The organism is Stappia sp. G46H5W (genome assembly GCF_058448995.1).
The window spans coordinates 316065-337555 of the sequence record NZ_JBZFLL010000005.1 but is presented as its reverse complement, the minus strand read 5'-3'; the positions used below and the strand labels follow the sequence as shown (position 1 = coordinate 337555).

19 protein-coding genes and 1 tRNA gene are annotated in these 21491 nt (G+C 68.3%); 16 read left to right on the top strand and 4 right to left on the bottom strand.

The window, feature by feature from the left end; translation table 11 throughout:
• The first annotated feature begins 27 nt into the window (after nt 1-27).
• The 15 genes from ACVJ6E_RS17175 (at nt 28) to acs (ending at nt 15629) form a co-directional block, all read left to right on the top strand.
• Nucleotides 28-1074, top strand: coding sequence for a 2,5-dihydroxypyridine 5,6-dioxygenase NicX family protein (locus ACVJ6E_RS17175; protein ID WP_120270011.1), 1047 nt, complete (start codon nt 28-30; stop codon nt 1072-1074).
• Complete coding sequence (locus tag ACVJ6E_RS17170; protein ID WP_120270010.1) at nt 1071-1874, top strand: alpha/beta fold hydrolase; 804 nt, start codon at nt 1071-1073, stop codon at nt 1872-1874. Before ACVJ6E_RS17175 ends, ACVJ6E_RS17170 begins: the two co-directional genes overlap by 4 nt.
• On the top strand, nt 1871-3142 hold the full coding sequence (locus ACVJ6E_RS17165; protein WP_120270009.1) for an acyl-CoA dehydrogenase family protein: 1272 nt from the start codon (nt 1871-1873) through the stop codon (nt 3140-3142). The genes ACVJ6E_RS17170 and ACVJ6E_RS17165 overlap by 4 nt, the downstream gene beginning before the upstream one ends.
• Nucleotides 3139-4677 (top strand): AMP-binding protein, encoded by a 1539-nt coding sequence (locus ACVJ6E_RS17160; RefSeq protein ID WP_199681406.1) that lies wholly within the window; start codon nt 3139-3141, stop codon nt 4675-4677. The genes ACVJ6E_RS17165 and ACVJ6E_RS17160 overlap by 4 nt, the downstream gene beginning before the upstream one ends.
• Nucleotides 4678-4708: 31 nt before the next feature.
• Nucleotides 4709-5722, top strand: a complete 1014-nt coding sequence (locus ACVJ6E_RS17155; protein ID WP_120270008.1) for a TRAP transporter substrate-binding protein — start codon at nt 4709-4711, stop codon at nt 5720-5722.
• Nucleotides 5719-6228: a TRAP transporter small permease gene (locus ACVJ6E_RS17150; protein WP_120270007.1), complete on the top strand. Its 510-nt coding sequence runs from the start codon at nt 5719-5721 to the stop codon at nt 6226-6228. The genes ACVJ6E_RS17155 and ACVJ6E_RS17150 overlap by 4 nt, the downstream gene beginning before the upstream one ends.
• 42 nt (nt 6229-6270) lie before the next feature.
• The gene (locus ACVJ6E_RS17145; protein ID WP_120270006.1) at nt 6271-7563 is read left to right on the top strand and encodes a TRAP transporter large permease; all 1293 of its coding nucleotides are present in this window, start codon (nt 6271-6273) and stop codon (nt 7561-7563) included.
• A 260-nt stretch (nt 7564-7823) separates the two neighbouring features.
• On the top strand, nt 7824-8030 hold the full coding sequence (locus ACVJ6E_RS17140; RefSeq protein WP_097174297.1) for a hypothetical protein: 207 nt from the start codon (nt 7824-7826) through the stop codon (nt 8028-8030).
• A gap of 107 nt (nt 8031-8137) precedes the next feature.
• Nucleotides 8138-9550 carry a 3-isopropylmalate dehydratase large subunit gene (gene leuC / locus ACVJ6E_RS17135; protein ID WP_120270005.1) on the top strand — a complete coding sequence of 471 codons (1413 nt, stop codon included), beginning with the start codon at nt 8138-8140 and terminating at the stop codon, nt 9548-9550.
• A gap of 225 nt (nt 9551-9775) precedes the next feature.
• Nucleotides 9776-10333: an HNH endonuclease gene (locus ACVJ6E_RS17130; protein ID WP_120270221.1), complete on the top strand. Its 558-nt coding sequence runs from the start codon at nt 9776-9778 to the stop codon at nt 10331-10333.
• Between the two features lie 198 nt (nt 10334-10531).
• Nucleotides 10532-11932: a TadE/TadG family type IV pilus assembly protein gene (locus tag ACVJ6E_RS17125; protein WP_120270004.1), complete on the top strand. Its 1401-nt coding sequence runs from the start codon at nt 10532-10534 to the stop codon at nt 11930-11932.
• 268 nt (nt 11933-12200) lie between these two features.
• A tRNA-Thr gene (locus tag ACVJ6E_RS17120) sits at nt 12201-12276 on the top strand.
• 191 nt (nt 12277-12467) lie between these two features.
• The gene (locus tag ACVJ6E_RS17115) at nt 12468-13106 is read left to right on the top strand and encodes a hypothetical protein (RefSeq protein ID WP_120270003.1); all 639 of its coding nucleotides are present in this window, start codon (nt 12468-12470) and stop codon (nt 13104-13106) included.
• 29 nt (nt 13107-13135) lie between these two features.
• Nucleotides 13136-13534 (top strand): DUF1761 domain-containing protein, encoded by a 399-nt coding sequence (locus ACVJ6E_RS17110; protein ID WP_120270002.1) that lies wholly within the window; start codon nt 13136-13138, stop codon nt 13532-13534.
• 154 nt (nt 13535-13688) lie between these two features.
• On the top strand, nt 13689-15629 hold the full coding sequence (gene acs / locus ACVJ6E_RS17105) for an acetate--CoA ligase (RefSeq protein ID WP_120270001.1): 1941 nt from the start codon (nt 13689-13691) through the stop codon (nt 15627-15629).
• 73 nt (nt 15630-15702) lie between these two features.
• Here acs and ACVJ6E_RS17100 read toward each other — a convergent pair whose 3' ends face one another.
• A complete protein-coding gene (locus tag ACVJ6E_RS17100; protein ID WP_120270000.1) occupies nt 15703-17544 on the bottom strand; it encodes a heme biosynthesis HemY N-terminal domain-containing protein in 1842 nt (613 codons plus the stop codon).
• A gap of 61 nt (nt 17545-17605) precedes the next feature.
• Entirely contained in the window at nt 17606-18769 is a 1164-nt protein-coding gene (locus ACVJ6E_RS17095; protein WP_147421896.1) for a mitofilin family membrane protein, read from the bottom strand.
• 67 nt (nt 18770-18836) lie between these two features.
• Between ACVJ6E_RS17095 and ACVJ6E_RS17090 the strand changes: the two genes are divergently transcribed.
• Entirely contained in the window at nt 18837-19784 is a 948-nt protein-coding gene (locus ACVJ6E_RS17090; protein ID WP_120269998.1) for a hypothetical protein, read from the top strand.
• Here the strand turns inward: ACVJ6E_RS17090 and ACVJ6E_RS17085 are convergent.
• Together ACVJ6E_RS17085 and hemC are read right to left on the bottom strand one after the other, a co-directional pair.
• On the bottom strand, nt 19762-20469 hold the full coding sequence (locus tag ACVJ6E_RS17085) for a uroporphyrinogen-III synthase (RefSeq protein WP_120269997.1): 708 nt from the start codon (nt 20467-20469) through the stop codon (nt 19762-19764). The two genes, ACVJ6E_RS17090 and ACVJ6E_RS17085, sit on opposite strands and share 23 nt — an antisense overlap.
• A gap of 3 nt (nt 20470-20472) precedes the next feature.
• Nucleotides 20473-21408 carry a hydroxymethylbilane synthase gene (gene hemC / locus ACVJ6E_RS17080; protein ID WP_208996818.1) on the bottom strand — a complete coding sequence of 312 codons (936 nt, stop codon included), beginning with the start codon at nt 21406-21408 and terminating at the stop codon, nt 20473-20475.
• Nucleotides 21409-21491: the final 83 nt, after the last annotated feature.

Sequence of the window (21491 nt, the reverse complement as noted above, 5' to 3'; positions counted from 1 at the left end):
GCCGGGGCGGATCGGGAGGAGGATCTGATGCTCGCCGACAGGATCGAGGGAAAGTGGATCGACGCCTTCGCGGCCGTCTTCACCCTCTGCAAGGTGGCGCCGGGGGAGAGTGTCGCAATCCTCTCCGAAACCCAGTCGCGCGCCCTCAACGTCCACATCGCGGAACTTGCCCTGCAGCGCCTCGGCGCCCGGCCTTTCCATGTGGTCGTGCCGACGCCCCCGCAAGATGCGCCGGTGCCGGTGCGCTCGACCGGTGCCTCGGCTGCGCTCACCGGACAGGACGCGGCGATTGCCGCCCTTGCCGCCAGCGGCCTCGTCGTCGACCTGACGGTCGAGGGCCTGCTGCACGCGCCGGAGCTGCCGCGCATCATCGCGGGCGGCGCCCGCATGTTGATGATTTCAAACGAACATCCGGACGCGCTTGAGCGCCTTCTGCCGCAGCCGCGCGACAAGGACCGGGTGCGAGAGGCCGTCTCCCGCATCCGTGCGGCGACCGAGATGACCGTCACTTCCGCCGCCGGCACGGATCTCAAGGTCGCCATGAAAGGCGCCTCGACCGTCGGCGTATGGGGCTGGTGCGACCGGCCGGGCTCCGTCGCCCACTGGCCGGCCGGCCTCGTTGTCAGCTTCCCTGCCGCCCACAGCGTCAACGGCACATTGGTGCTGGATGCCGGCGACATCAACCTGACCTTCAAGCGCTATCTCGAGCGCCCGGTCTGCCTCACCATTGTCGACGACTATGTGACGGAGATCGAGGGCGAGGGCACCGATGCCGAACTGACCCGCCGCTATCTCGCCGCCTGGGGCGACAAGGAGGCCTATGCCGTCGCCCATGTCGGCTTCGGCATGAATGCCGGAGCGCGCTACGAGGCGCTGACCATGTACGACCAGCGCGAGACCAACGGAACGGAAGTGCGCGCCTATTCGGGCAATTTCCTGTTCTCGACCGGAGCCAACGAGTTCGCTGGCCGCTTCACCAAGGGCCATTTCGACATTCCGGTGCGTGGCTGCACCATCGCGCTCGACGGCGAGCCGGTGGTGGTGGACGGCGAGTTGATCGAGGCGCTGCGATGAACGGGACCGACCACATCCGCAGGACCGGGGGCGAGCGCGCCGTCGTGCTGCTGCACGGCATCGGCGCCGGTGCCGAGATGTTCGCGCCGCAAATCGAGGGGCTCGGCCAGGATCACGACGCCATCGGCTGGAACCTTCCCGGCTACGGCGGCACCGCGCTGCTGTCGCCGATGACCTTCCCCGCCTTGTCGCAAGCCCTGCTCGCCTTTCTCGATCGGCTCGGGCTCGACCAGGTCGACCTGCTCGGCCACTCCATCGGCGGCATGCTGGCCCAGGACTTCGTGGCCCGCCATCCAAGCCGCGTGCGCACCCTGGTCCTGTCCGCCACCACCGCCGCTTTTGGCAGCCGTGACGGCGAGTTCCAGAAGCGCTTCGTCGCCGAGCGGCTGGCCCCGCTCGATGCCGGACGCACGATCCCCGAGCTTGCCCGCGAATTCGTGCCGGATCTCGTCGGACCGGCCTCGGACCCGGCTGCCGTGCCGACGGCCACCGCCGCCATGAGCCGGGTGCCGGAGGCGACCTATCGCGAGGCGATCCGCTGCCTTGCCACCTTCGATGCGCGCGAGACGCTGGCGGACATCGCGGCGCCGGTTCTGCTCGTCGCCGGCGAGGTGGACCGCAACGCGCCCGCCCCGACCATGCGCCGGATGAGCGAAAAGCTGCACGACGCCCGCTACGTGGAGTTGCCCGGCACCGGCCATCTGGCCCCGCTGGAATGCCCGCAGGCCTTCGAGGCCGCGCTCCGCGACTTCCTGAAACAGACCGAGACCACACCGCCGCAAGAGGGAGCAGGCCGATGACCGTCGCCGATCTCGAGACGCTCGACATGGACAAGCCGATCTTCGATCCCAAGGCCTTCCGCCTGACCGAGCAGGAGGAGGAACTGACCGCCCTCGCCCGCCGGGTGGCCAAGTCCCGCTTCGCTCCGCGTGCCGAGGCCATCGACCGCGACGCGGTCTTTCCGACGCAGAACTACCGCGACATGCACGAGGCCGGCCTTCTCGGCATCTGCGTGCCCAAGGAGGACGGCGGCCACGGCGCCCCGTTCCGCACCTACATGATGACGGCCGCCGAGATCGGCCGCTATTGCGGTGCGACCGCCCTGACCTGGAACATGCATGTGTGTTCCTGCCTGTGGACCGGCGCGCTGACCGATGACCTGGAAATCGAGGCCGACGAGCGGGAGCTGCATCGCCAGCGCCGTGCCGTCCACTATAAGCGCATCCTGGAAGACGGGGCCATCTACTCCCAGCCCTTCTCGGAAGGCGGCGCCGCCGCGGCTGGCGCTGCGCCCTTTTCCACCTCCGCCCGCAAGGTCGACGGCGGCTGGATCATCAACGGCAAGAAGATCTTCGCCTCCCTGTCAGGCCATGCCGACTACTACGGTATCCTCTGCGGCGAGATGAAAGAGGGCGAGCGCCCCTCCCGCCGCGACACGATGTATATCGCCGTGCCGGCAACGGCGGAGGGCGTCGAGGTGGTCGGTCCCTGGGACCCGCTCGGCATGCGCGGCACCGTCTCGCGCACCCTGCTGTTCAAGGACGTCTTCGTGTCCGAGGACGAGGCATTGATGCCGCGCGGCGTCTACTATCAGGCCGCCAGCCGCTGGCCGCACATGTTCATGACCCTGTCGCCGACCTACATGGGCATCGCCCAGGCGGCCTTCGACTTCACCGTCAAGTATCTGCGCGGCGAATGGCCGGGTCTGCCGCCGGTCAAGCGGCGCATGTTCCCCACCAAGCAGATGGGCGTTGCCCAGATGCACCTGATGCTGGAGCAGACCAAGGCCCTGTGGTTCCAGGCGATCACCGAGGCCGGCCCCGATCCCTCGCGCGAGCAGATGCTGCGTGCCTGGGCGGCCCACTACACGGTGATGGAAAACGCCAACGAGATCTGCCAGCTCGCCATCCGCACCTGCGGCGGCCAGTCGATGCTGAAGTCCCTGCCGCTGGAGCGCCTGTTCCGCGACAGCCGCTGCGGCGCCCTGATGCTGCCCTGGACGGCCGAGATCTGCCTCGACCGGATCGGCCGGGAAAGCCTCTACCTGCCGGGAGAAACCGACGAGTGACGTCGATCGACCACTGGATCGAGGCGCATGCCCGCTTCACACCGGAGAAGACGGCGCTGGTCTTCGGCGACGAGCGGATCGATTACGCCGCTCTCGCCGCCCGCATCGGCCGTCTGGCCGGTGCCCTTGCCACCCGCCATGGGATCACCCGCGGCGAGCGGATCGCGTATCTGGGCACCAATTCGCCCGACCAGCTGCTGCTGACCTTCGCCGCGGCCCGGCTCGGTGCCATTCTCGTGCCGCTGAACTGGCGCCTTGCCCCGCCCGAACTCTCGCACGCCCTCGCCGACAGCGGCGCGAGGCTGCTGGTGCATCAACCCGACTTCGCCGCCACCCTTGCCGCGATGGCGGCCCTCGCCCCGCTTCCCGAGACGCTGGTCGCCGACCCGGCAACGGGCGGCCTCGCCCGCCAGACGCTGGATGACGCACCGCTCGGCCATGGCGAGGGAGACGGTGCGGCGCAAGATCCCCTGCTCATCGTCTACACCTCCGGCACGACCGGCCGGCCGAAAGGCGCCGTCCTGACCCAGGCCGCCGTCGAGGCCAACGCGCTGAACGCCCTGCACATGCAGGAGATCACCGCCGCCGACACGGTGCTGACGGTGCTGCCGATGTTCCATGTCGGCGGGCTCAACATCCAGACGACGCCGGCGCTCTATGCCGGGGCGACGGTGATCCTGCACGACCGGTTCCACCCCGGCACGACGCTCGCCGCGATCCGCGACCAGCGTCCGGACATCACGGTCCTGGTGCCGGCAACGCTCGCCGCGCTGATCGCCCATCCCGAGTGGGAGACGGCGGACCTTTCCTCCCTGCGCCTTGTCGCGACAGGCTCCTCCGACGTGCCGCACGCCCTGATGCGCGCCTTCGTCGACCGCGGCGTGCCGGTGCTGCAGGTCTATGGCGCGACCGAGACCGGACCGGTCGCGATCTACCAGCGCCGCGAGAACGTTGTCCCGGAATTCGGTGCCATCGGCCGGCCCGGCCTGCACACCAGGGCGCGCATCCGCATCGGCGACCGCGACGCCCGTCCCGGCGAGATCGGCGAGATCGAGCTCAAGGGCGGCAACATCACGCAAGGCTACTGGAACAACGAGACGGCGACGGCCGACACGTTCCGCGACGGCTGGTTCCGCACCGGCGACCTTGCCCTTTGCGACGAGGCCGGCGTCTTCTGGTTCAAGGACCGGCTGAAGAACGTCATCATTTCCGGCGGCGAGAACATCTATCCGGCCGAGCTGGAGCGGGTGCTCGGCGAGATCGCCGACCTGAGGGAAGCCGCAGTGGTCGGCATTCCCGATCCGCGCTGGGGCGAAAGCCCCGTGGCGGTGGTGGTTGCGGAACCCGGCCGGGAGGTCACCGCCGAGGCGGTGCTGGCAGGGTTCGACGGACGTCTGGCGCGCTACAAGCACCCGAAATCCGTCGTCTTCACGCAGGAGCTGCCGCGCAATGCGCTCGGCAAGATCCAGCTGGAAAGGGTCAGGAAAATAGCCGAGGATGCGCTCAATGCGTCCGGCAAGAAGCAAAGCGCCTGACCGGAACAAGAACCAGACAGAGGGGACTGAAATGCGGAAATTCATCGGGATGCTGACCGCGGTCGCGGCACTTGGCCTCGCCACTGCCGCCTCCGCCGAGACCACCTTGCGCGTATCCAACTGGCTGCCGCCCTCCCACCCCATCGTCAAGGACATCCTGGCCCCCTGGGGCGAGCAGGTGGCCAAGGCGACCGACGGACGCGTCAAGGTCGAGATCATGGCCGCGCCGATCGGCAAGCCGCCGGCACAGTTCGACCTGATCCGCTCGGGCGCGGCCGATGTCGGCTATGGCGTGCATGGCTACACGCCCGGCCGCTTCAAGCTGACGCCGCTGGTCGAGGGGCCGTTCCTGTCCGACAGCGCCGAGGCGCTGTCCGTCGCCTACTGGAAGGTGCAGGAGGCGATGCTCTCCAAGGCCGACGAGCATGAGGGCGTCAAGCTGCTCACCGTCTTCACCCATGGTCCCGGCGGCATCTACACCACCAACAAGAAGGTCGCCTCGGTCGACGACCTTGCTGGCCTGAAGATGCGCATCGGCGGCGGCATCGTTGCCGAGATCGCCTCGCGGCTCGGCATGGTCGGCGTGCAGGCCCCCTCGCCGCAGGTCTACGAGATCCTCGCCAACGGCGTTGCCGACGGCATCCTGTTCCCGCCGGAGTCCGTGCCCTTCTTCCGCATCGACGAGGTGATCCGCAACGGCGTGTCGGTGCCGGGCGGCCTCTACAACACCTCCTTCTTCGTGGTGATGAACCGCGGCGCCTGGGACAAGCTCTCCGACGAGGACAAGGCCGCCATCGACAGCGTGTCGGGCGAGGCCATGGCCCGCATGGCCGGACAGGCCTGGGATGCGGCCGACGCGGCCGGGATCAAGGTGATGGAGGAGAAGGGCGTCGCCCAGACCACCGCGGACGATGCCATGACCGCCGCCATCGCGGAGAAGCTCGCCGGTGTCGAGAAGGGCTTCCTCGACGCGGCCTCCGCCGCCGGCATCGATGGCCAGGCGGCCATCGACATGCTCAAGGCCGAGATCGCCGCAGCGAAATGACCGGCGAAACCCGCGACGGCGCGACCGGCGGGGGCGACAGCCCCTTCCGGCCGCTCGCCGCGGCGACGCGCCTCCTCCAGCTCGTCGCCGCGCTGCTGCTGCTGGTGATGATGACGGTGACCTTCGTCGACGTCATCGGTCGCTATGTGTTCAACAGCCCGCTGCCCGGCGCGTTCGAGCTGACCGAGGTGCTGCTGGCGCTCGTCGTCTTCGTCGGCCTGCCGATCGTCACCGCACGGCGGGAGCATGTCACCGTCGACCTCGTCACCGGCCGACTGCCCGGCGCGTTGCGGCGCGGCTTTGCACGGCTGGCGCTCACGGTGACCGCCGGCGTGCTGGGGCTGCTGTCGTGGCGGCTCGCCCTGCTGGCGCGCGACTTCAGCTCCTATGGCGATGCCACGGTTTATCTCGGCATTCCGCTGGGGCCCGTCGCCCTCGTCATGGCCGTGCTGACCGGCATCTCGGCGCTGGTCGCCACCGTATTGATCCTGCGCCGGCAGCCCTGAGCGGCCGCCTCGTCCACCTCCCCCAGGGACCTTCGCAAGACCATGGAAACCTGGCTTCCCGGCCTCGTCATTCTCGTTGTCGTGATGTTCGCGGGCGTGCCGATCGCCGTCGCGATGGCCGCCGTCGGCGGCCTCGGCCTGACGATGATCCTCGGCTTCGCCCCGGCCATGGCGATGGTCGGACAGACCACCTTCGACACCGGCCTTTCCTACCCGTTGTCAGTGGTGCCGCTGTTCGTCCTGATGGGCAACCTCGTCACCCGGGCAGGCCTGTCCGACGAGCTCTACGCCGCCTGCCACGCCTGGCTCGGCCATCGACGCGGCGGCCTCGCCATGGCGACCGCCGTCGCCTGCGGCGGGTTCTCCGCCGTCTGCGGTTCCTCGCTCGCCACCGCCGCGACCATGGGCAAGGTCGCCCTGCCGCAGATGCGCCGCTACAAATATGACGACGGGCTGGCGAGCGGCGTGATCGCCGCCGGCGGCACGCTCGGCATCCTGATCCCTCCTTCCGTGATCCTGGTGCTCTACGGCGTCACCGCCCAGCAGGACATCGCCAAACTGTTCATCGCCGGCATCATTCCGGGCATTCTCGGCATCCTCGGCTACATGGCCGCCGTCTGGCTGGTCTGCTGGCGGCGCCCGGAAGCCGGTCCGCCGGCCGAACGCCTGCCCTATCGCGAGCGCTTCCGCGCCCTCGCCGGCGTCGCCGGCATCTCCGCCCTCTTCGCGCTGGTGATCGGCGGCATCTATGCCGGCGTCTTCACCGCCACCGAGGCCGCCGGCATCGGCGCCAGCGGCGCATTCCTGATCGCGCTCGCCCGCCGCCGGCTGACCCTTGCCAACCTGCTGGAGACGCTGAGCGATACGGCCGCTACCACGACGATGATGTTCATGGTGCTGATCGGCGCGCTGATCTTTTCCAACTTCGTCAACATCGCCGGCCTGCCGGCGGCGCTCTCCGGCATGGCGGCGGCCTCCGACCTGCCGCCCTGGGGCATCCTGCTGGCCGTCCTCGGCGTCTATCTCTGCCTCGGCATGGTGCTGGAAAGCCTCTCCATGGTGCTGCTCACCGTGCCGATCTTCGCGCCGATGATGGCCTCCCTCGGCTACGACCTCGTGTGGTTCGGCATCGTCGTCGTCGTCGTCACGGAAATCAGCCTGATCACCCCGCCGGTCGGCCTCAATGTCTTCGTGCTGAAGACGGTGATGCCGGATGTCCCGCTCGGGCGGATCTTCCGCGGCATCGTGCCGTTCATCCTCGCCGATATCGTGCGTCTGGCGCTGATCGTCGCCGTACCCTCGCTGGTCCTGCTGCTGCCCGGCCTGATGCGCTGACGCCCGCCGCTCCGGCCGCTCGGGGCGGCCTGCGCAGGCAACTGCGGCCTTGACCCGGCAAGGCAATCGGCGCAAATGAAAGGGAACGGGCACGACATCGGCAGGCGCGGTTCCATCGAACCGGGCGCCGCCGGGCAGCGTGGCCCGTCATCGATCGACATGCCGGCCGCCGCTTCAGGCGGGGAGGGAACCGGCAGCGTCGGAAGCTGGAGCCGCTGGAGACCATGCCGGTCGCATCGTGTGACAGGACGCCCGCGCCAATGCGCGGCAGGACATCGCAGCCGGACGGCACCGTCCGGGGCGCGCTTGACTGTACGCGTCCGCGCCCGACCCGCACCCGCCGCTGGCAGCGCATCGAGATCGGCGACCGCCGCCGCCTGCCTGCGCGCTTTCACGCCCTTTTTGCATCGCCGGGCGATCCCGGCCTTACCACCGGGCTCGCGCCGGCTGGTACCCCCGCCGGCTGAGAGGCCCGCACTTTTCTTCGAAGACCGCCATTCGCCGCGCTCCGTGCGGCACCCGGCCGGAGGCCCGACGGCCCCGTCCCGGACCTAAAGATTATCAGGAGAGACAGATGAACGCTCCGCGCACACTCTATGACAAGATCTGGGACGACCACGTCGTCGAGACCCAGGAGGACGGCACCGTCCTGCTCTATATCGACCGCCACCTGGTGCATGAGGTCACCAGCCCGCAGGCCTTCGAGGGCCTGCGCATGACCGGCCGCAAGGTCCGCCAGCCGCAGCGTACGCTGGCCGTGGTCGACCACAACGTGCCGACCACCGACCGCAGCCACGGCATCGACGATCCGGAATCCGCCCTGCAGGTCGACACGCTGGCGAAAAACGCCGCCGAGTTCGGCGTCGAGTATTACAGCGAGACGGACCTCCGCCAGGGCATCGTCCACATCGTCGGCCCCGAGCAGGGCTTTACCCTGCCGGGCATGACCATCGTGTGCGGCGACAGCCACACCTCGACGCATGGCGCCTTCGGCGCGCTCGCCCATGGTATCGGCACCTCGGAGGTGGAGCATGTGCTCGCCACCCAGACGCTGATCCAGAAGAAGGCGAAGAACATGCGCGTGACCGTCGACGGCATCCTGCCGGACGGCGTCACCGCCAAGGACATCATCCTGGCGATCATCGGCGAGATCGGCACGGCCGGCGGCACCGGCCATGTCATCGAATATGCCGGCGAGGCGATCCGCGCGCTGTCGATGGAAGGCCGCATGACCGTCTGCAACATGTCGATCGAGGGCGGCGCCCGCGCCGGCCTGATCGCCGCCGACGAGAAGACCTTCGACTACATCAAGGGCCGCCCGAAGGCCCCGAAGGGCGCTGACTGGGACAAGGCCGTCGCCTACTGGCAGAAGCTCTTCACCGACGAGGGCGCGCATTTCGACAGCGAACTGCGCCTCGACGCGGCCAACCTGCCGCCGATCGTCACCTGGGGTTCCAGCCCCGAGGACGTGATCTCGGTCACCGGCCGCGTGCCGGATCCGGAGGAGATCGAGGACGAGAACCGCCGCGCCTCCAAGCGCCGCGCGCTGCAGTACATGGGCCTGACCGCCGGCACCCCGATCACCGACATCTCCGTCGACCGGGTGTTCATCGGCTCTTGCACCAATGGCCGCATCGAGGATCTGCGCGCCGCAGCCTCGGTCATCCGCGGCCACAAGGTGCGCGAGAGCGTCAACGCCATGGTGGTGCCGGGCTCGGGTCTGGTGAAAGCGCAGGCCGAGGCCGAAGGCCTCGACAAGGTGTTCCGCGAGGCCGGCTTCGACTGGCGCGAGCCGGGCTGCTCCATGTGCCTTGCCATGAACGCCGACAAGCTGTCGCCGGGCGAGCGCTGCGCCTCCACCTCGAACCGCAATTTCGAGGGCCGTCAGGGCTTCAAGGGCCGCACCCATCTGGTGTCGCCGACCATGGCGGCCGCCGCCGCGATCGCCGGACATTTCGTCGACATCCGCGAGTGGCCGCACGGCTGACATCCCACGCCGTAGCGTCCAGGAGAATGAACGCGGGCTCTCGGGCCCGCGTTTTTTTGCGTGCAAGCCCCTGCGTCAAAGACCAAGCCATGCGCTTTGTCGGGCTTCACAAGACTGTCACTGTGGCTCTACACTATGCTCGCGTTCGGTCGACCGGCCGGGAAGCGAATCGCGGTTGCGATGCGCCTTCGCTGGGCCGGCGAAGCAGGCATGAGGAGCGAAGGTGTGACACTCGCCATCTCTCCAGGTGCTCACCCGGCCCTGGTGCTTAATGCTGACTACCGCCCGCTGGCCTATTATCCGCTGTCGCTGTGGGCGTGGCAGGATGCGGTGAAAGCCGTGTTCCTCGACAGGGTCAACATTGTCTCCGAGTACGACATCACGGTTCGAAGTCCGAGCAGCGAGTTCAGACTTCCCAGCGTCGTCTCGCTGAAAAGCTACGTAAAACCGAGCCGCCACCCCGCCTTTACCCGCTTCAACGTCTTCCTGCGCGACCGGTTTCAATGCCAGTATTGCGGCTCGCGGGAGGAACTGACCTTCGACCATCTCGTCCCACGCTCCAAAGGCGGGCAGACCACCTGGGACAACGTGATTACGGCCTGCTCGCCCTGCAACCTCCGCAAAGCCAACAAGTCCTGTGGCGACATCGGCATGTGGCCGATGCACATGCCCTTCCCCCCGACCGTCCAGGACCTGCACAACAACGGTCGTCTGTTCCCCCCGAACTATCTGCACGAAAGCTGGCTCGACTTCCTCTACTGGGACACCGAGCTGGAGCCCTGAGCTCAACCGTCTGCCGTCGCCGCCCCGCGCAGGGCCGCGCAGGGCCGCGCCCGCGGCATCCTGGCGGTTTTACCCTTCGTCAACCTACTCTTTGAAACTCCCGTTTTTCGCAGAATGACTTAACCAACCGGTCGCTCCTTCGTGCCACTGTCCCGGCAACAGGCACGTGCCGCCGCATGGGCACGGGAGTGGGGAAAGATGCTGTCTCGTAATTCCGGCAAGAGGCTGAAGGCTGCAGGACGCCAGGCGCGGCGCTTCGGCAGGGACCGCAGCGGTTCCATCCTGCCGCTCTTCGCGATCGTTGCGATCTTCGCGATCGTCGCCGGCGGCGCCGGCCTCGATTTCGCCCGCGCCATCAATCAGCGCCAGAGCATTGCCCGCGGCCTCGACGCTGCAATGCTGGCGGTGGCCCGAGAGCTTTCGATCCGCAACATGACCGCCGAAGAGATCAAGTCGTATCTCAACGCCAACTACGAGGCCTATTTCGGGGCCAATACGAAAGGGTCCGGCAGCGCCAGCCCCATCGTCATCGACGAGCCGAAGATCAACACCGAGTCCCGGGTGATCGAGGTTTCGGCGCGCTCGAGCGTTCCGACCTATTTCATCCATCTCGCCGGCTTCGGCCCCAAGGAGCTGAATGTCAGCGTCAACGCCGAGGCCGTCTACCCGAAGAGCGTCGAGGCGACGCTGGTCCTCGACGTGACCGGCTCGATGGGCGGCAGCAAGATTTCCGCGTTGCGCAGCGCCGCAACCAACTTCGTCAACACGCTGGTGCCGCCCGACATCGCGCCCACCAACGAGAAGGTCCGGATCGCCGTCGTGCCCTATGCCAGCGGCGTCAATATCGGCTCCGCGCGCGCCTCGCTCGCCACCAAGGGCGCGAACTCGACGCGCAGCTCCTACACCGATTGCGTCTCGGAGCGCATAGGTGCGCAGGCCTACACGGATGCCAGCTACATCACCGCCTCGGTTGGGCCGGGAACGGCACAGGCCGGCTACAACAGCGGCTACTACTGGAACGGCTCGCGGGCCTACAGTTCCTCCGGCTTCGTCTGCCCCAATGCCGAAGTGGTGCCGTTGACGCTCGACCCCGGCTCGTCGTCCAAGCCCGGGACGCCGCTCTACACGATCTCGCAGCTGTCGGCCAGCGGCAACACGGCCGGCCAGACCGGTGTCGCCTGGGGCTGGTACACGCTGTCGCCCAACTGGTCGACGCTGTGGCCGTCGGACGGCAAACCGGCCGCCTATACCGACGAGCGCGTGCTGAAATACATGCTGTTGATGACCGACGGCGACTTCAACACCTGGTTCGATGGTCCTGTGAGGCTGGACAGGACGAACTACGACTGGATCGCAAGGCTCGACCAGAGTTCGAACTCGGCCAACCGTGCCATCGCCCTGTGCGATGCGATCAAGAAATCCGGCATCCGGGTCATCACCGTCGGTTTTCAGATCGGCAGCAACTCTCAGGCGAAGAAGGTCATGAGCGAATGCGCCTCCTCGTCCGGCGACTACTATCTCGCCGAAAACGAGGCCGAGCTGAACGGGCGGTTCCAGGCGATCGCCAACCAGATCAAGTCAACCTACCTGTCGCGCTGAGGCCGCGCCGCCGGGGGCTGCGAAAGCGGGGATGGCGGGTGCAAAGCCTCTTGCGCACCGCTCGCTTGTCCGCTATCACACCGCCACCTGACGGACCGGTCGTCCGGCATCACCCTTCCCGTGGTATCGCCCTTGAGGCTCTGCCGAAGCGGAACGGGGTGCTTGCCGAGAAGACAAACCGCCCGGCGGGCAACCGGCCCGGCCCCGTGCCGCCGGTTCTGGCGGGAACCCGCCACACTCCCCGGGGCACTTCGTCCCGGTCTGGTACGCCGCTGTAGCTCAGTTGGTAGAGCACGTCATTCGTAATGATGGGGTCGTAGGTTCGAGTCCTATCAGCGGCACCACTTCCCTCTTCGACCTTACGGAAAATCCGCTTTTCCCCTCGCCCGCAAGGCAGGGTGCGCGCGTATCGTGCCACGGCTGCGCCTGCGGTCCGCCCTCGTGATATCTGCCGAGACGTCCACGTCTGTCGCAGCGGCCGAGCTGGCGCGCATTTGTGCTGGCGAGAGTTCACGATACGTTCTATCATCGCGGCATGACCGGACCCGTTGCAACCCTGCCGGCCGGCACGTCCGCCAGTGACGGCGGAACTGCCGGAACGGAGCATCGACCATCCTCCCCTGCCCGGCCCTCCGGCGCGAGGGGCGAGTTCGCTGTTCCGTCCGCATCTCCAACGGATGCGGCCCGGCCGGCAGACAGCTCGGCCAGCGACCCTGCCGATCTGCTTTCCGCATCCTCCGTCGAGACGCCCATCGCGGGGCAGACGCTGGACGAACTCTCGGTTCCGGCGCAGGCGGGCGCGCCGCGTGCTGCCGAGGAACTTGGCCTCGGCGACCGTTACCGCTATCTCTCCGGGGCCTCGGGCAAGCGCTATCTGTTTTCCGGCGTCGATCTCGACGCGCTGGAGGACTTTCGCAACGCGGTTGTGGTGATCGGTCTCGGCGAGGCAAGCCCGGAGGGCGGTCATGCCCGCTGCGTGTGGATCGGCGAGATCGACCGAGACGGCATCCGCCGCGGTCCGGCCCTGCCGCGAGCCCTGTCCCGGGCAGCGGCAGAAGCACGTGGAACCGTTCTGGTCCACCTCCTGGCGGGCCGGGCGGCGGAGCGTCGCGAGGCGCTGGAGGATCTTGCGGCCGGCCTTGCCCGTGCCGGGCTGGAAACGCTGATCGCCTGAACGGCGGAAAATTGGAACGGATCAGGCTGATGATGTTCGACGGGATCGACCTTCTCGCCGTGCTGGCCGCGGCAGTTGCTTCCTTCGCCGCCGGGGCGGTGTGGTACGGGGTGCTCGGCAAGGTGTGGATGCGCGCCGCGCGCCTGGACGAGGCCGACATCAAGCCGCGACCGCTCCTGTTCCTCGCCACATTCGTCTGCCAGCTGGTGATGGCGCTGATCTTCGCCGGCATCATCTACCACGCCGGCCCGATGACCGTGTCCAACGGCATCCTGTCGGCCGTCCTGGTCTGGACCGGCTTTCTCGCCACCAGCCTGATCGTCAACCACCGCTTCCAGGGCTCCTCCTGGGCGCTCACCCTGATCGACGGCGGCCACTGGCTTGCCGTTCTCCTCGTCCAGGGAATCGTTCTCGGTCTGATGGGCTGACGGATCAGGCGGACTTAACGCCGCGTCCCGCCCCGCCTACGAAAGAACGATTGCAGCAAAGTGGACGGCCCCCGCCGCGATCACCATAATGCCCGGCGACAACTAGGGGTGCGCCGGCATTATGCGCGCGCTTCGAGATACTGGGAGGATCCGTATGTCCGAAAATCTCTATCCGGTTCCGGCTGCGATTGCCGCATCCGCCCTGATCGACGATGCGAAGTATCAGGAGATGTACGCCGCCTCGGTCTCCGACCCGGAGGCATTCTGGGGCGAGCACGGCAAGCGGATCGACTGGATCAAGCCCTATACCCGGGTCAAGAACACCTCCTACGACCCGCACAACGTCTCGATAAAATGGTTCGAGGACGGCACGCTGAACGTCTCCGCCAACTGCGTCGACCGCCATCTGGCGACGCGCGGCGACAAGGCGGCAATCATCTGGGAAGGCGACGACCCGTCCGAGCACAAGGTGATCACCTATCGCGAGCTCGCCGGCGAGGTGAACCGTTTCGCCAACGTCCTCAAGGACCTGGGCGTTGCCAAGGGTGACCGGGTGACCATCTACCTGCCGATGATCCCGGAGGCAGCCTACGCGATGCTGGCCTGCGCCCGGCTCGGCGCCATCCACTCGGTCGTGTTCGGCGGCTTTTCGCCAGACAGCCTGTCGCAGCGTATCTCGGGCTGCGAAAGCAAGGTCGTGATCACCGCCGACGAGGGCCTGCGCGGCGGCCGCAAGGTGCCTCTGAAGGCCAATGTCGACAAGGCCGCCGAAAAGGCGCCGGTCGACAAGGTGCTGGTCGTGCGGCGAACCGGCGGCAACATCGCCATGAAGGATGGCCGCGACGTGTGGTACCATGAGGCGCGCGAGCGCGTTTCGGACAGCTGCCCGCCGGTCGAGGTCAACGCGGAAGACCCGCTCTTCATCCTCTACACGTCCGGCTCCACGGGCCAACCCAAGGGCGTGCTGCACACGTCCGGCGGCTATCTCACCTATGCCTCGATGACCCACCAATACGTCTTCGACTGCAAGGACGAGGACATCTACTGGTGCACGGCGGATGTGGGCTGGGTGACCGGCCACTCCTACATCGTCTACGGACCGCTCGCCAACGGCGCGACCACGCTGATGTTCGAGGGCATCCCGACCTATCCCTCCCCGGCCCGCTTCTGGGAGGTGATCGACAAGCACAAGGTGACGATCTTCTACACCGCGCCGACGGCGATCCGCTCGCTGATGGGCGCCGGCACCGACCATGTGAAGAAGACCTCGCGCGCCTCGCTGCGGATCCTCGGCTCGGTCGGCGAGCCGATCAATCCAGAAGCCTGGATCTGGTACTACGAGAATGTCGGCGACAGCCGCTGCCCCATCGTCGACACCTGGTGGCAGACGGAGACGGGCGGCATCCTGATCACGCCGCTGCCCGGAGCCACGGCGCTGAAGCCCGGGTCCGCGACGCGGCCCTTCTTCGGCGTGCAGCCGGCTCTCGTCGATGCGGAAGGTGCGATCCTGGAGGGTGCGGCCGAGGGCAACCTCGTCATCACCGATAGCTGGCCGGGGCAGATGCGCACGGTCTACGGCGACCACGAGCGCTTCGTGCAGACCTACTTCTCCACCTACAAGGGGATGTATTTCACCGGCGACGGCTGCCGCCGCGATGCCGACGGCTATTACTGGATCACCGGCCGCGTCGATGACGTCATCAACGTCTCCGGCCACCGCATGGGCACTGCCGAGGTGGAATCGGCTCTGGTCGCCCATCCCAAAGTGTCCGAGGCCGCGGTGGTGGGCTATCCGCACGACCTCAAGGGCCAGGGCATCTACGTCTATGTGACGCTGATGGCCGGCGAGCAGCCGAGCGAGGATCTGGCCAAGGAACTGCGCGCCTGGGTGCGCCAGGAGATCGGGCCGATCGCCTCGCCCGACCTGATCCAGTTCGCCCCCGGCCTGCCGAAGACCCGTTCGGGCAAGATCATGCGCCGCATCCTGCGCAAGATCGCCGAGGACAGCTTCGAGAACCTCGGCGACACCTCGACGCTGGCCGATCCGGCCGTGGTCGACGACCTGATCGAGAACCGCCAGAACCGCGGCGCCTGACGCAGGCAGGAAGACGACAAAGAAGGGGCGCGGGAGATGATCCCGCGCCCCTTTTGCATTCTCGTGCCCGCCGTCAGTTGAAGAAGCGGTAACCCGGGTTCTTCGGCGGCTCCTCATCGTCGCCCCCATCCGGTCCCGGGTCGTCCGGCATATGCTTCAGCGGAAACTCGATGGGCCGCGACAGGTCCTTGCCCTTGTCGTCCTTCGGCTCCGGTTTCGCATCGCCCTTCGCCGGGGCGGCCGCGGCTGCAGCTGCAGCCGCCGATGCAGGAACTGCCGGCGCCGCGGCAGGCTTGGCCTCGCTCTTTTCCGCAAGGTCCTTCCCGGCGGCAGCCGTCTCGACCGGCTTTGCTGCCGGAGCAGGCGCAGGTGCAGGCTGTACCTCGGCCACGGGCTTCTCCGCGGCCTTTTCGGCCACCTTCTCCGGAGCCGTCTCCTCGACCTTGGCAACCGTCGCCGGCGTGTCGGCGGGCCTGGTTTCGGCAGCAGGCGCAGCCGGCGTCATCTCCATGACCGGCCCGTCGTTCAGCGCATCGATCTCATCCGGCCGAGCCGGGATCGAGGCAGCAACCGCGGGAAGCGCCTCGAACATCGCCTCGTCCAGCGCCTCCAGAGAGGTGTCCTGGTGGTCGAGCGCGGCCGGAGGCGAGGTCCACACGAAAGCGTCCAGGCGGCCGTCGACCGGAGACACCGGCGCCCAGGCCTCGCTGACGACGCCGTCGGCAACCCAGGCCGGATCTGCCGGCGCACGCACGGCGCGGGCGAGCCACTCGCGCACCCGGCCACGGTCGCCGTGCTGGGTTTCCTCCAGCTCCGCCATCAGCAGGAAGGCCCGGCGGGTCGGCTCCAGCGTCATTGCCGCCTTGAGCTGGGCACGGGCCAGCGTGTAGTCGGAGGCCTCTAGCGCAGCACGAGCCAGCGCCAGCGCGCCTTCCGCATTGTGCGCACGCAGGGCCGCCAGCGCCTTGACCCGCTTCAGCCGGTCGAGCGCGGAATCGCCGGTGCGCGCATGGGCATAGGCGTCCGCCAGATCGGGATGCGGCGAAAGCTTCCAGGTGGTCTCCACCACCTTCAGCGCCTTGCGGATGTCGCCGCGCCGGGTGGCGAGCCGTGCCGCAACCACCGCGGCCGGCACCAGATCGGGCGCAAGCCCGTGCGCCTCGGAGGCCAGCCCCTTGGCCTGATCCGGATCGCGGTCCTCCAGCTCAAGCGCCTGTGCGGTCAGCAGTACCGCCTTGTGGCGGCGGAAGGTCTTCTTGTCGATGAGCTTGGCCGCGTAATTGCGCTCCAGCGAACGGATCGCATCGGCCCAGTCGCCGGCAACGGCCTGATAGCCGAGCACCGCGCGGCCGGCCCAGGCAAGACCCGGCACCAGCTTCGCCGCTTCCTCGGCATAGTGCCGTGCGGCGACCGGCTCGCCGACCCGCTCCGCCTCGACATAGAGCCCGTGCAGACCCACCGGCTTCAGCTGGGGATCCTCCAGCATCGCCTCGAAGCGGCCGCGCGCCTCCTCGTGACGGCCGGCCAGTTGGGCGCTTTGGGCGAGCAGCAGGGAGGTTGCCGGCTCGTGACCGAGCAGCTTGGCTGCCTCGCCGCCATAGCGCGAGGCGCTGGTGGCATCGCCCACGCCCAGCGCCAGCATGCCCTTCGACAGCGCGTCATAACCGCGATCCCGGCGGCGACGGCGGAAGAAGCGGCCGACAAGGCCGGGCGAGCGCATCAGGAACAGCGCCAGGTTCCACAGGAAGATGCCGATGGCCAGCAGCGCCGCCAGCGCTACGGCCGCGGTCATCAGCCCGGTCTCGATCCGGTAACCCTGCCAGTCCAGCGTGACGAGGCCGGGCCGGTCGGCAATCCACGCCATGCCGAGCGCGGCGGCGAAGACCAGGGCGATGAAAATCAGCAAGCGGATCATGTCGTCTCTACTCCCGGCGGCTCGTTACCCGGCGATTGGTGCGCAACTGGCGCGGCGGTCGTCAGTTCGAGGCGGCCGGCGTCGCCGATCCGCCCATCGATTTCAGCACGTCGCCGGTCACCCGGTCCATCAGCTCGTCGGCGGCAAGCCGGGCCCTGGCATCCGCCACCCAGTCCGCGCCGGCGGCACGTACCGCCTCCGGCAGCTCCTCGTAGGCGGCGAGCGCGCCGGCGAGATCGCCGCTGTCGACCCGCGCTTCCATGCGGCCGAGCGCGGCCTCGGGCGTTGCCGCATCGCTTTCGCCGGGCTGGCGAACCGAAACGAGCGAGCGGGCATTGGCCAGCAGGCTGCCGACGAGGTCGCCATCGGCCGGCGCATCGATCTGCGCGGCCATGGCGCGCGCCGCAACGGCGAAATCGGCCCGCAAGGCGGCACGGGTCGGCACGCCGCTTTCAGCGCGCGCTGCAAGGGCGGAAAGATCCGTCCCCTCCGGCAGCGCCGAGGAGACTGCCGCGAGCTCGGTCGCGTAAGACTCGCCCCGGTCCATCGCCGCGCGCAGCGACGAGACGGCAACAGCACGCGCCGCCGTTTCCCGCGCGCTGACATCGCCCATCTGCGCCTCGACGGGGGCAAGCCGCTCGTCCAGCGCGGCAACGCGCCCGGTCAGGCCGGACAGCTCCTGCTCGAGCTTCGTGGCCAAGGCATCCTGGCTGCTGGAAATCGTGTCGAGATCGCCGCGCAGGCCCGAGAGCTCCGACTTCAGCCCTTCGAAGTCCTGCCCGAGCGAGGCCGTGCGGTCGCGCAGCTCGGCTACGCCGCCGGAAAGCTCCGAGGTGTCGGGAACCTTGGCCGCAAGCTCGTCGAGACGGGTGGTCAGCGCCTGCTGGCCTTCCGAGATCTGCTTGAGCGTCGTATCCAGCGTGCCCTGCGCCTCCTGCAGGCTGGCAAGGCCAGCCGTCTCGCCGGCACCGCCGGAGGACACGAACCGGCGAAGCTCGGCAAGTCCGGACTCGATCTGGTCGATGCGCGTTGCCGCTTCATCGGACAGGCCGCTTGCCGCCGACCCGGACGAGAGCTCACGCAAGGACGTTTCAAGCGCGGCGATGCGCTCCTGGACGGCACTCAACGCGGCATCGGCGGCCGGGGCTTCACGCTCGGCGAGCCCTGCGATCTGCGTCTCCAGGCCGGTGATGCGGCTCTGCGCGGCAGTCAGCGCCGACCGCAATTCGGCCGATCCGCCGCCCGGGGACAGAAGACCCGCCTGATTGGCCCCCCAAACGCCGCCAAGAGCGATGGCACCGCCCAGCAGCGAGGCGGCAAGCAACCCGCCGAAACCGGTCGAGGACTTCGCCTCGCTTGCCGGCGTAGAGGCTGCAGGCTTGTCCGACTTGGCCTGCGAAGACGCGCCCGAGGCTGCGGCCGATGCCGAAGAGGTCGGCTTGGCGGCAGCCCCACTGGCTGAGCCGGCGGCACCCGACGATGCCGAGGAAGACGACGGAGTGGACGAGGAAGCCGCCCCCGAGGAGGGAGTTGCCGCAGCCGGCTTGGCTGCCGTGTCCGAGCCGGAGGATGACGGCGAGGGTGCCGAAGATGTGGGCGAGGCCTGCGAGCTGGCGGAAGACGCGCCACTCCCGGTCGAGGCGGCCGAGGACGCGCCAGCGGACGGCTTCGTGCCGGCTGCGGCGGCATACGGGGAAGCCGAGGCCCCGGGCGTCGAACCGCTTGCCGGGCCGGATGCCGGGCTGGGGGTGGACTGGCTGGTCGTTGCGCTGCCTGCAGGCTTCGATGCAGCTCCAGATGCAGCCGAAGTCTGCGAAGGAGAAGACGGCGACGCCGTCGAAGCCGAGGAACTGCCGGAAGACGCAGAAGCGGTCTTCGCCGCGCCCACTTCCTTGGCCTGCAGGTCGATGGTCACCGGCTTGCGCCCGGCGCCCGCCGCCCCCTTGGCGTCGGTCGCTTTCGGATCACCCGCCTTCGGGTCGGCGGTTTTCGAAGCGGTGCTCCTGGGGTCCGGCTTCTTGCTGTCAGCAGCCATGAACGGTCTCTCCCTTGGGTCCTTCACCGGGGCCGGATATCGGCACGGGGCCAGTATAGCGCGTCCGGCGGCGTCCTTGCCCCTCACCCCTTTGTCTATGTTCGCCGCTCTTGCGGTGCAAAACAAATTTGCCCCTCGGCGAGTTTCGCCGCAGGCGAAAAAATCGTTTCAACACCCGCACATCACCGCGGCAGCAGTGCCATGAGGCCGGCCTCATCCGGAGTTTTCGCAAGGTCCACCGGCCCGAGGCCGGTCAGCGGTTCGCCCGCTTCCGCTGAGATGGCGAGAAAGCGAAACGGCGGCCGGTCGCCCCAGGCGGCTAGCACATCGGCCAGCGCCTGTGCGGACCGGCGCGAATAGACGGGCGCCAGCACCGGATCGGTACCGTCCGACAAGGCCGCACGCACATCCCCCGGCAGGTGCCCCACCGGTTCCATCGCATAAAGCTCGACCAGCCGGCAGCCGATCCCGGCATCCTGCAAGAGCGCAGCGAGGTCGCCCGAGCGGTCGCGCCCGGCGAGATGCAGCACCTCGCCTCCGCTTGGGATCGCCGCCCTCAACGCCGCCGCAAGGGCGATGAGATCCCCCTCGGCCGCGTGGGTATCGGCAAAGCCCGCCGCCCGTGCCGCGCGTGCGGTCGCCTCGCCCACCGCATGCAGCGGCAGGGCGTAATGGGCAGGCGACAGAAACGGCACCGCCGCCTCGATGCCCCTCGCGCTGGTCACCGCGATTGCCGCAAGGCCGTCCGCCGGCGGCAAAGCTCCCGGGCCGGGGTCGAGCGGCGCGAACGCCAGGAGCGGCGCCACATGCACCTGATGGCCGGCCGCTCGATAGCGTCCGGCACTACGGTCGGCGGCAGGCGCCGGGCGGGTCACCAGGACGCGGGCCACGTCTCAATACGCGAAGAAGTGCGGGCCACCGCGGCGCTTCAGCTCGGCGCCGGCATCGCGGCCCATCGCTTCGGCCTCGGTCGCCGTCCCCTCGCGCCGGGTCTCGTGCACCGTGCGCCCGTCCGGCGTCAGGATCAGCCCCTCCAGCACCAGCCGGTCGCCGGACAGGCGCGCCAGGCCGCCGATCGGCGTGCGGCAAGAGCCGTCGAGTTCGCGCAGGAAGGCGCGCTCGGCCACAAGACAGGTCTCCGTTGCGGCGTCATGGATCGCGGCGATCATCTCCCGCGTTGCCGCATCGTCGGCGCGTGCTTCGATGCAGATCGCCCCCTGCCCCACCGCAGGCAGGAACTCCTCCACCTCCAGCAAGGAGGTGATGACATGGGCGAGGCCGAGACGGCGCAGGCCGGCATTGGCGAGCAGCGTCGCGTCGACCACCCCGTCGGCCAGCTTCTGCAGCCGGCTCTGGACATTGCCGCGATAGGTCACCACCTCGATGTCCGGTCGCAAGCGCTTGATCATCGCCTGGCGGCGCAGGCTCGAGGACCCGACCACCGCGCCTTGCGGCAGGTCGGCCAGACGCGCCGCCTTCGGCGAGATGAAGGCATCGCGCACATCCTCGCGCGGCAGGAACGCGATGATCTCGAGCCCGTCGGGAAGCACCGTCGGCATATCCTTGGAGGAATGCACGGCAATGTCGATCTCCCCCTCCAGCATCGCCGTTTCCAGCTCCTTGGTGAAAAGGCCCTTGCCGCCCACCTCGGAGAGCGGACGGTCGAGGATGCGGTCGCCGGAGGTCTTGATCACGACGATCTCGAAGGCCTCCTGCGGCAGGCCATGGGCGGCCATCAGCCGGTCGCGGGTCTCGTGCGCCTGGGCAAGCGCCAGGGCGCTGCCGCGCGTGCCGATGCGCAAGGGAAGGCCGGAATGTTTTGTTTGCAAGAAACTCGTCCCTGGTGTTAGGCGGGGTGCGTCCGTTAGGCGGAACCGCGATGATAAGACCTGAAAGCGCATCGGCCAATGCG

What these genes read in the sequence shown, in the direction of transcription:
- ACVJ6E_RS17175 (WP_120270011.1), top strand. Translation starts at nt 28, where the DNA reads ATGCTCGCCGACAGGATCGAGGGAAAGTGGATCGACGCCTTCGCGGCC.
- ACVJ6E_RS17170 (WP_120270010.1), top strand. Translation starts at nt 1,071, where the DNA reads ATGAACGGGACCGACCACATCCGCAGGACCGGGGGCGAGCGCGCCGTC.
- ACVJ6E_RS17165 (WP_120270009.1), top strand. Translation starts at nt 1,871, where the DNA reads ATGACCGTCGCCGATCTCGAGACGCTCGACATGGACAAGCCGATCTTC.
- ACVJ6E_RS17155 (WP_120270008.1), top strand. Translation starts at nt 4,709, where the DNA reads ATGCGGAAATTCATCGGGATGCTGACCGCGGTCGCGGCACTTGGCCTC.
- ACVJ6E_RS17150 (WP_120270007.1), top strand. Translation starts at nt 5,719, where the DNA reads ATGACCGGCGAAACCCGCGACGGCGCGACCGGCGGGGGCGACAGCCCC.
- ACVJ6E_RS17145 (WP_120270006.1), top strand. Translation starts at nt 6,271, where the DNA reads ATGGAAACCTGGCTTCCCGGCCTCGTCATTCTCGTTGTCGTGATGTTC.
- ACVJ6E_RS17140 (WP_097174297.1), top strand. Translation starts at nt 7,824, where the DNA reads ATGCGCGGCAGGACATCGCAGCCGGACGGCACCGTCCGGGGCGCGCTT.
- leuC (WP_120270005.1), top strand. Translation starts at nt 8,138, where the DNA reads ATGAACGCTCCGCGCACACTCTATGACAAGATCTGGGACGACCACGTC.
- ACVJ6E_RS17125 (WP_120270004.1), top strand. Translation starts at nt 10,532, where the DNA reads ATGCTGTCTCGTAATTCCGGCAAGAGGCTGAAGGCTGCAGGACGCCAG.
- ACVJ6E_RS17115 (WP_120270003.1), top strand. Translation starts at nt 12,468, where the DNA reads ATGACCGGACCCGTTGCAACCCTGCCGGCCGGCACGTCCGCCAGTGAC.
- ACVJ6E_RS17110 (WP_120270002.1), top strand. Translation starts at nt 13,136, where the DNA reads ATGATGTTCGACGGGATCGACCTTCTCGCCGTGCTGGCCGCGGCAGTT.
- acs (WP_120270001.1), top strand. Translation starts at nt 13,689, where the DNA reads ATGTCCGAAAATCTCTATCCGGTTCCGGCTGCGATTGCCGCATCCGCC.
- ACVJ6E_RS17100 (WP_120270000.1), bottom strand. Translation starts at nt 17,544, where the DNA reads ATGATCCGCTTGCTGATTTTCATCGCCCTGGTCTTCGCCGCCGCGCTC.
- ACVJ6E_RS17090 (WP_120269998.1), top strand. Translation starts at nt 18,837, where the DNA reads ATGGCACCGCCCAGCAGCGAGGCGGCAAGCAACCCGCCGAAACCGGTC.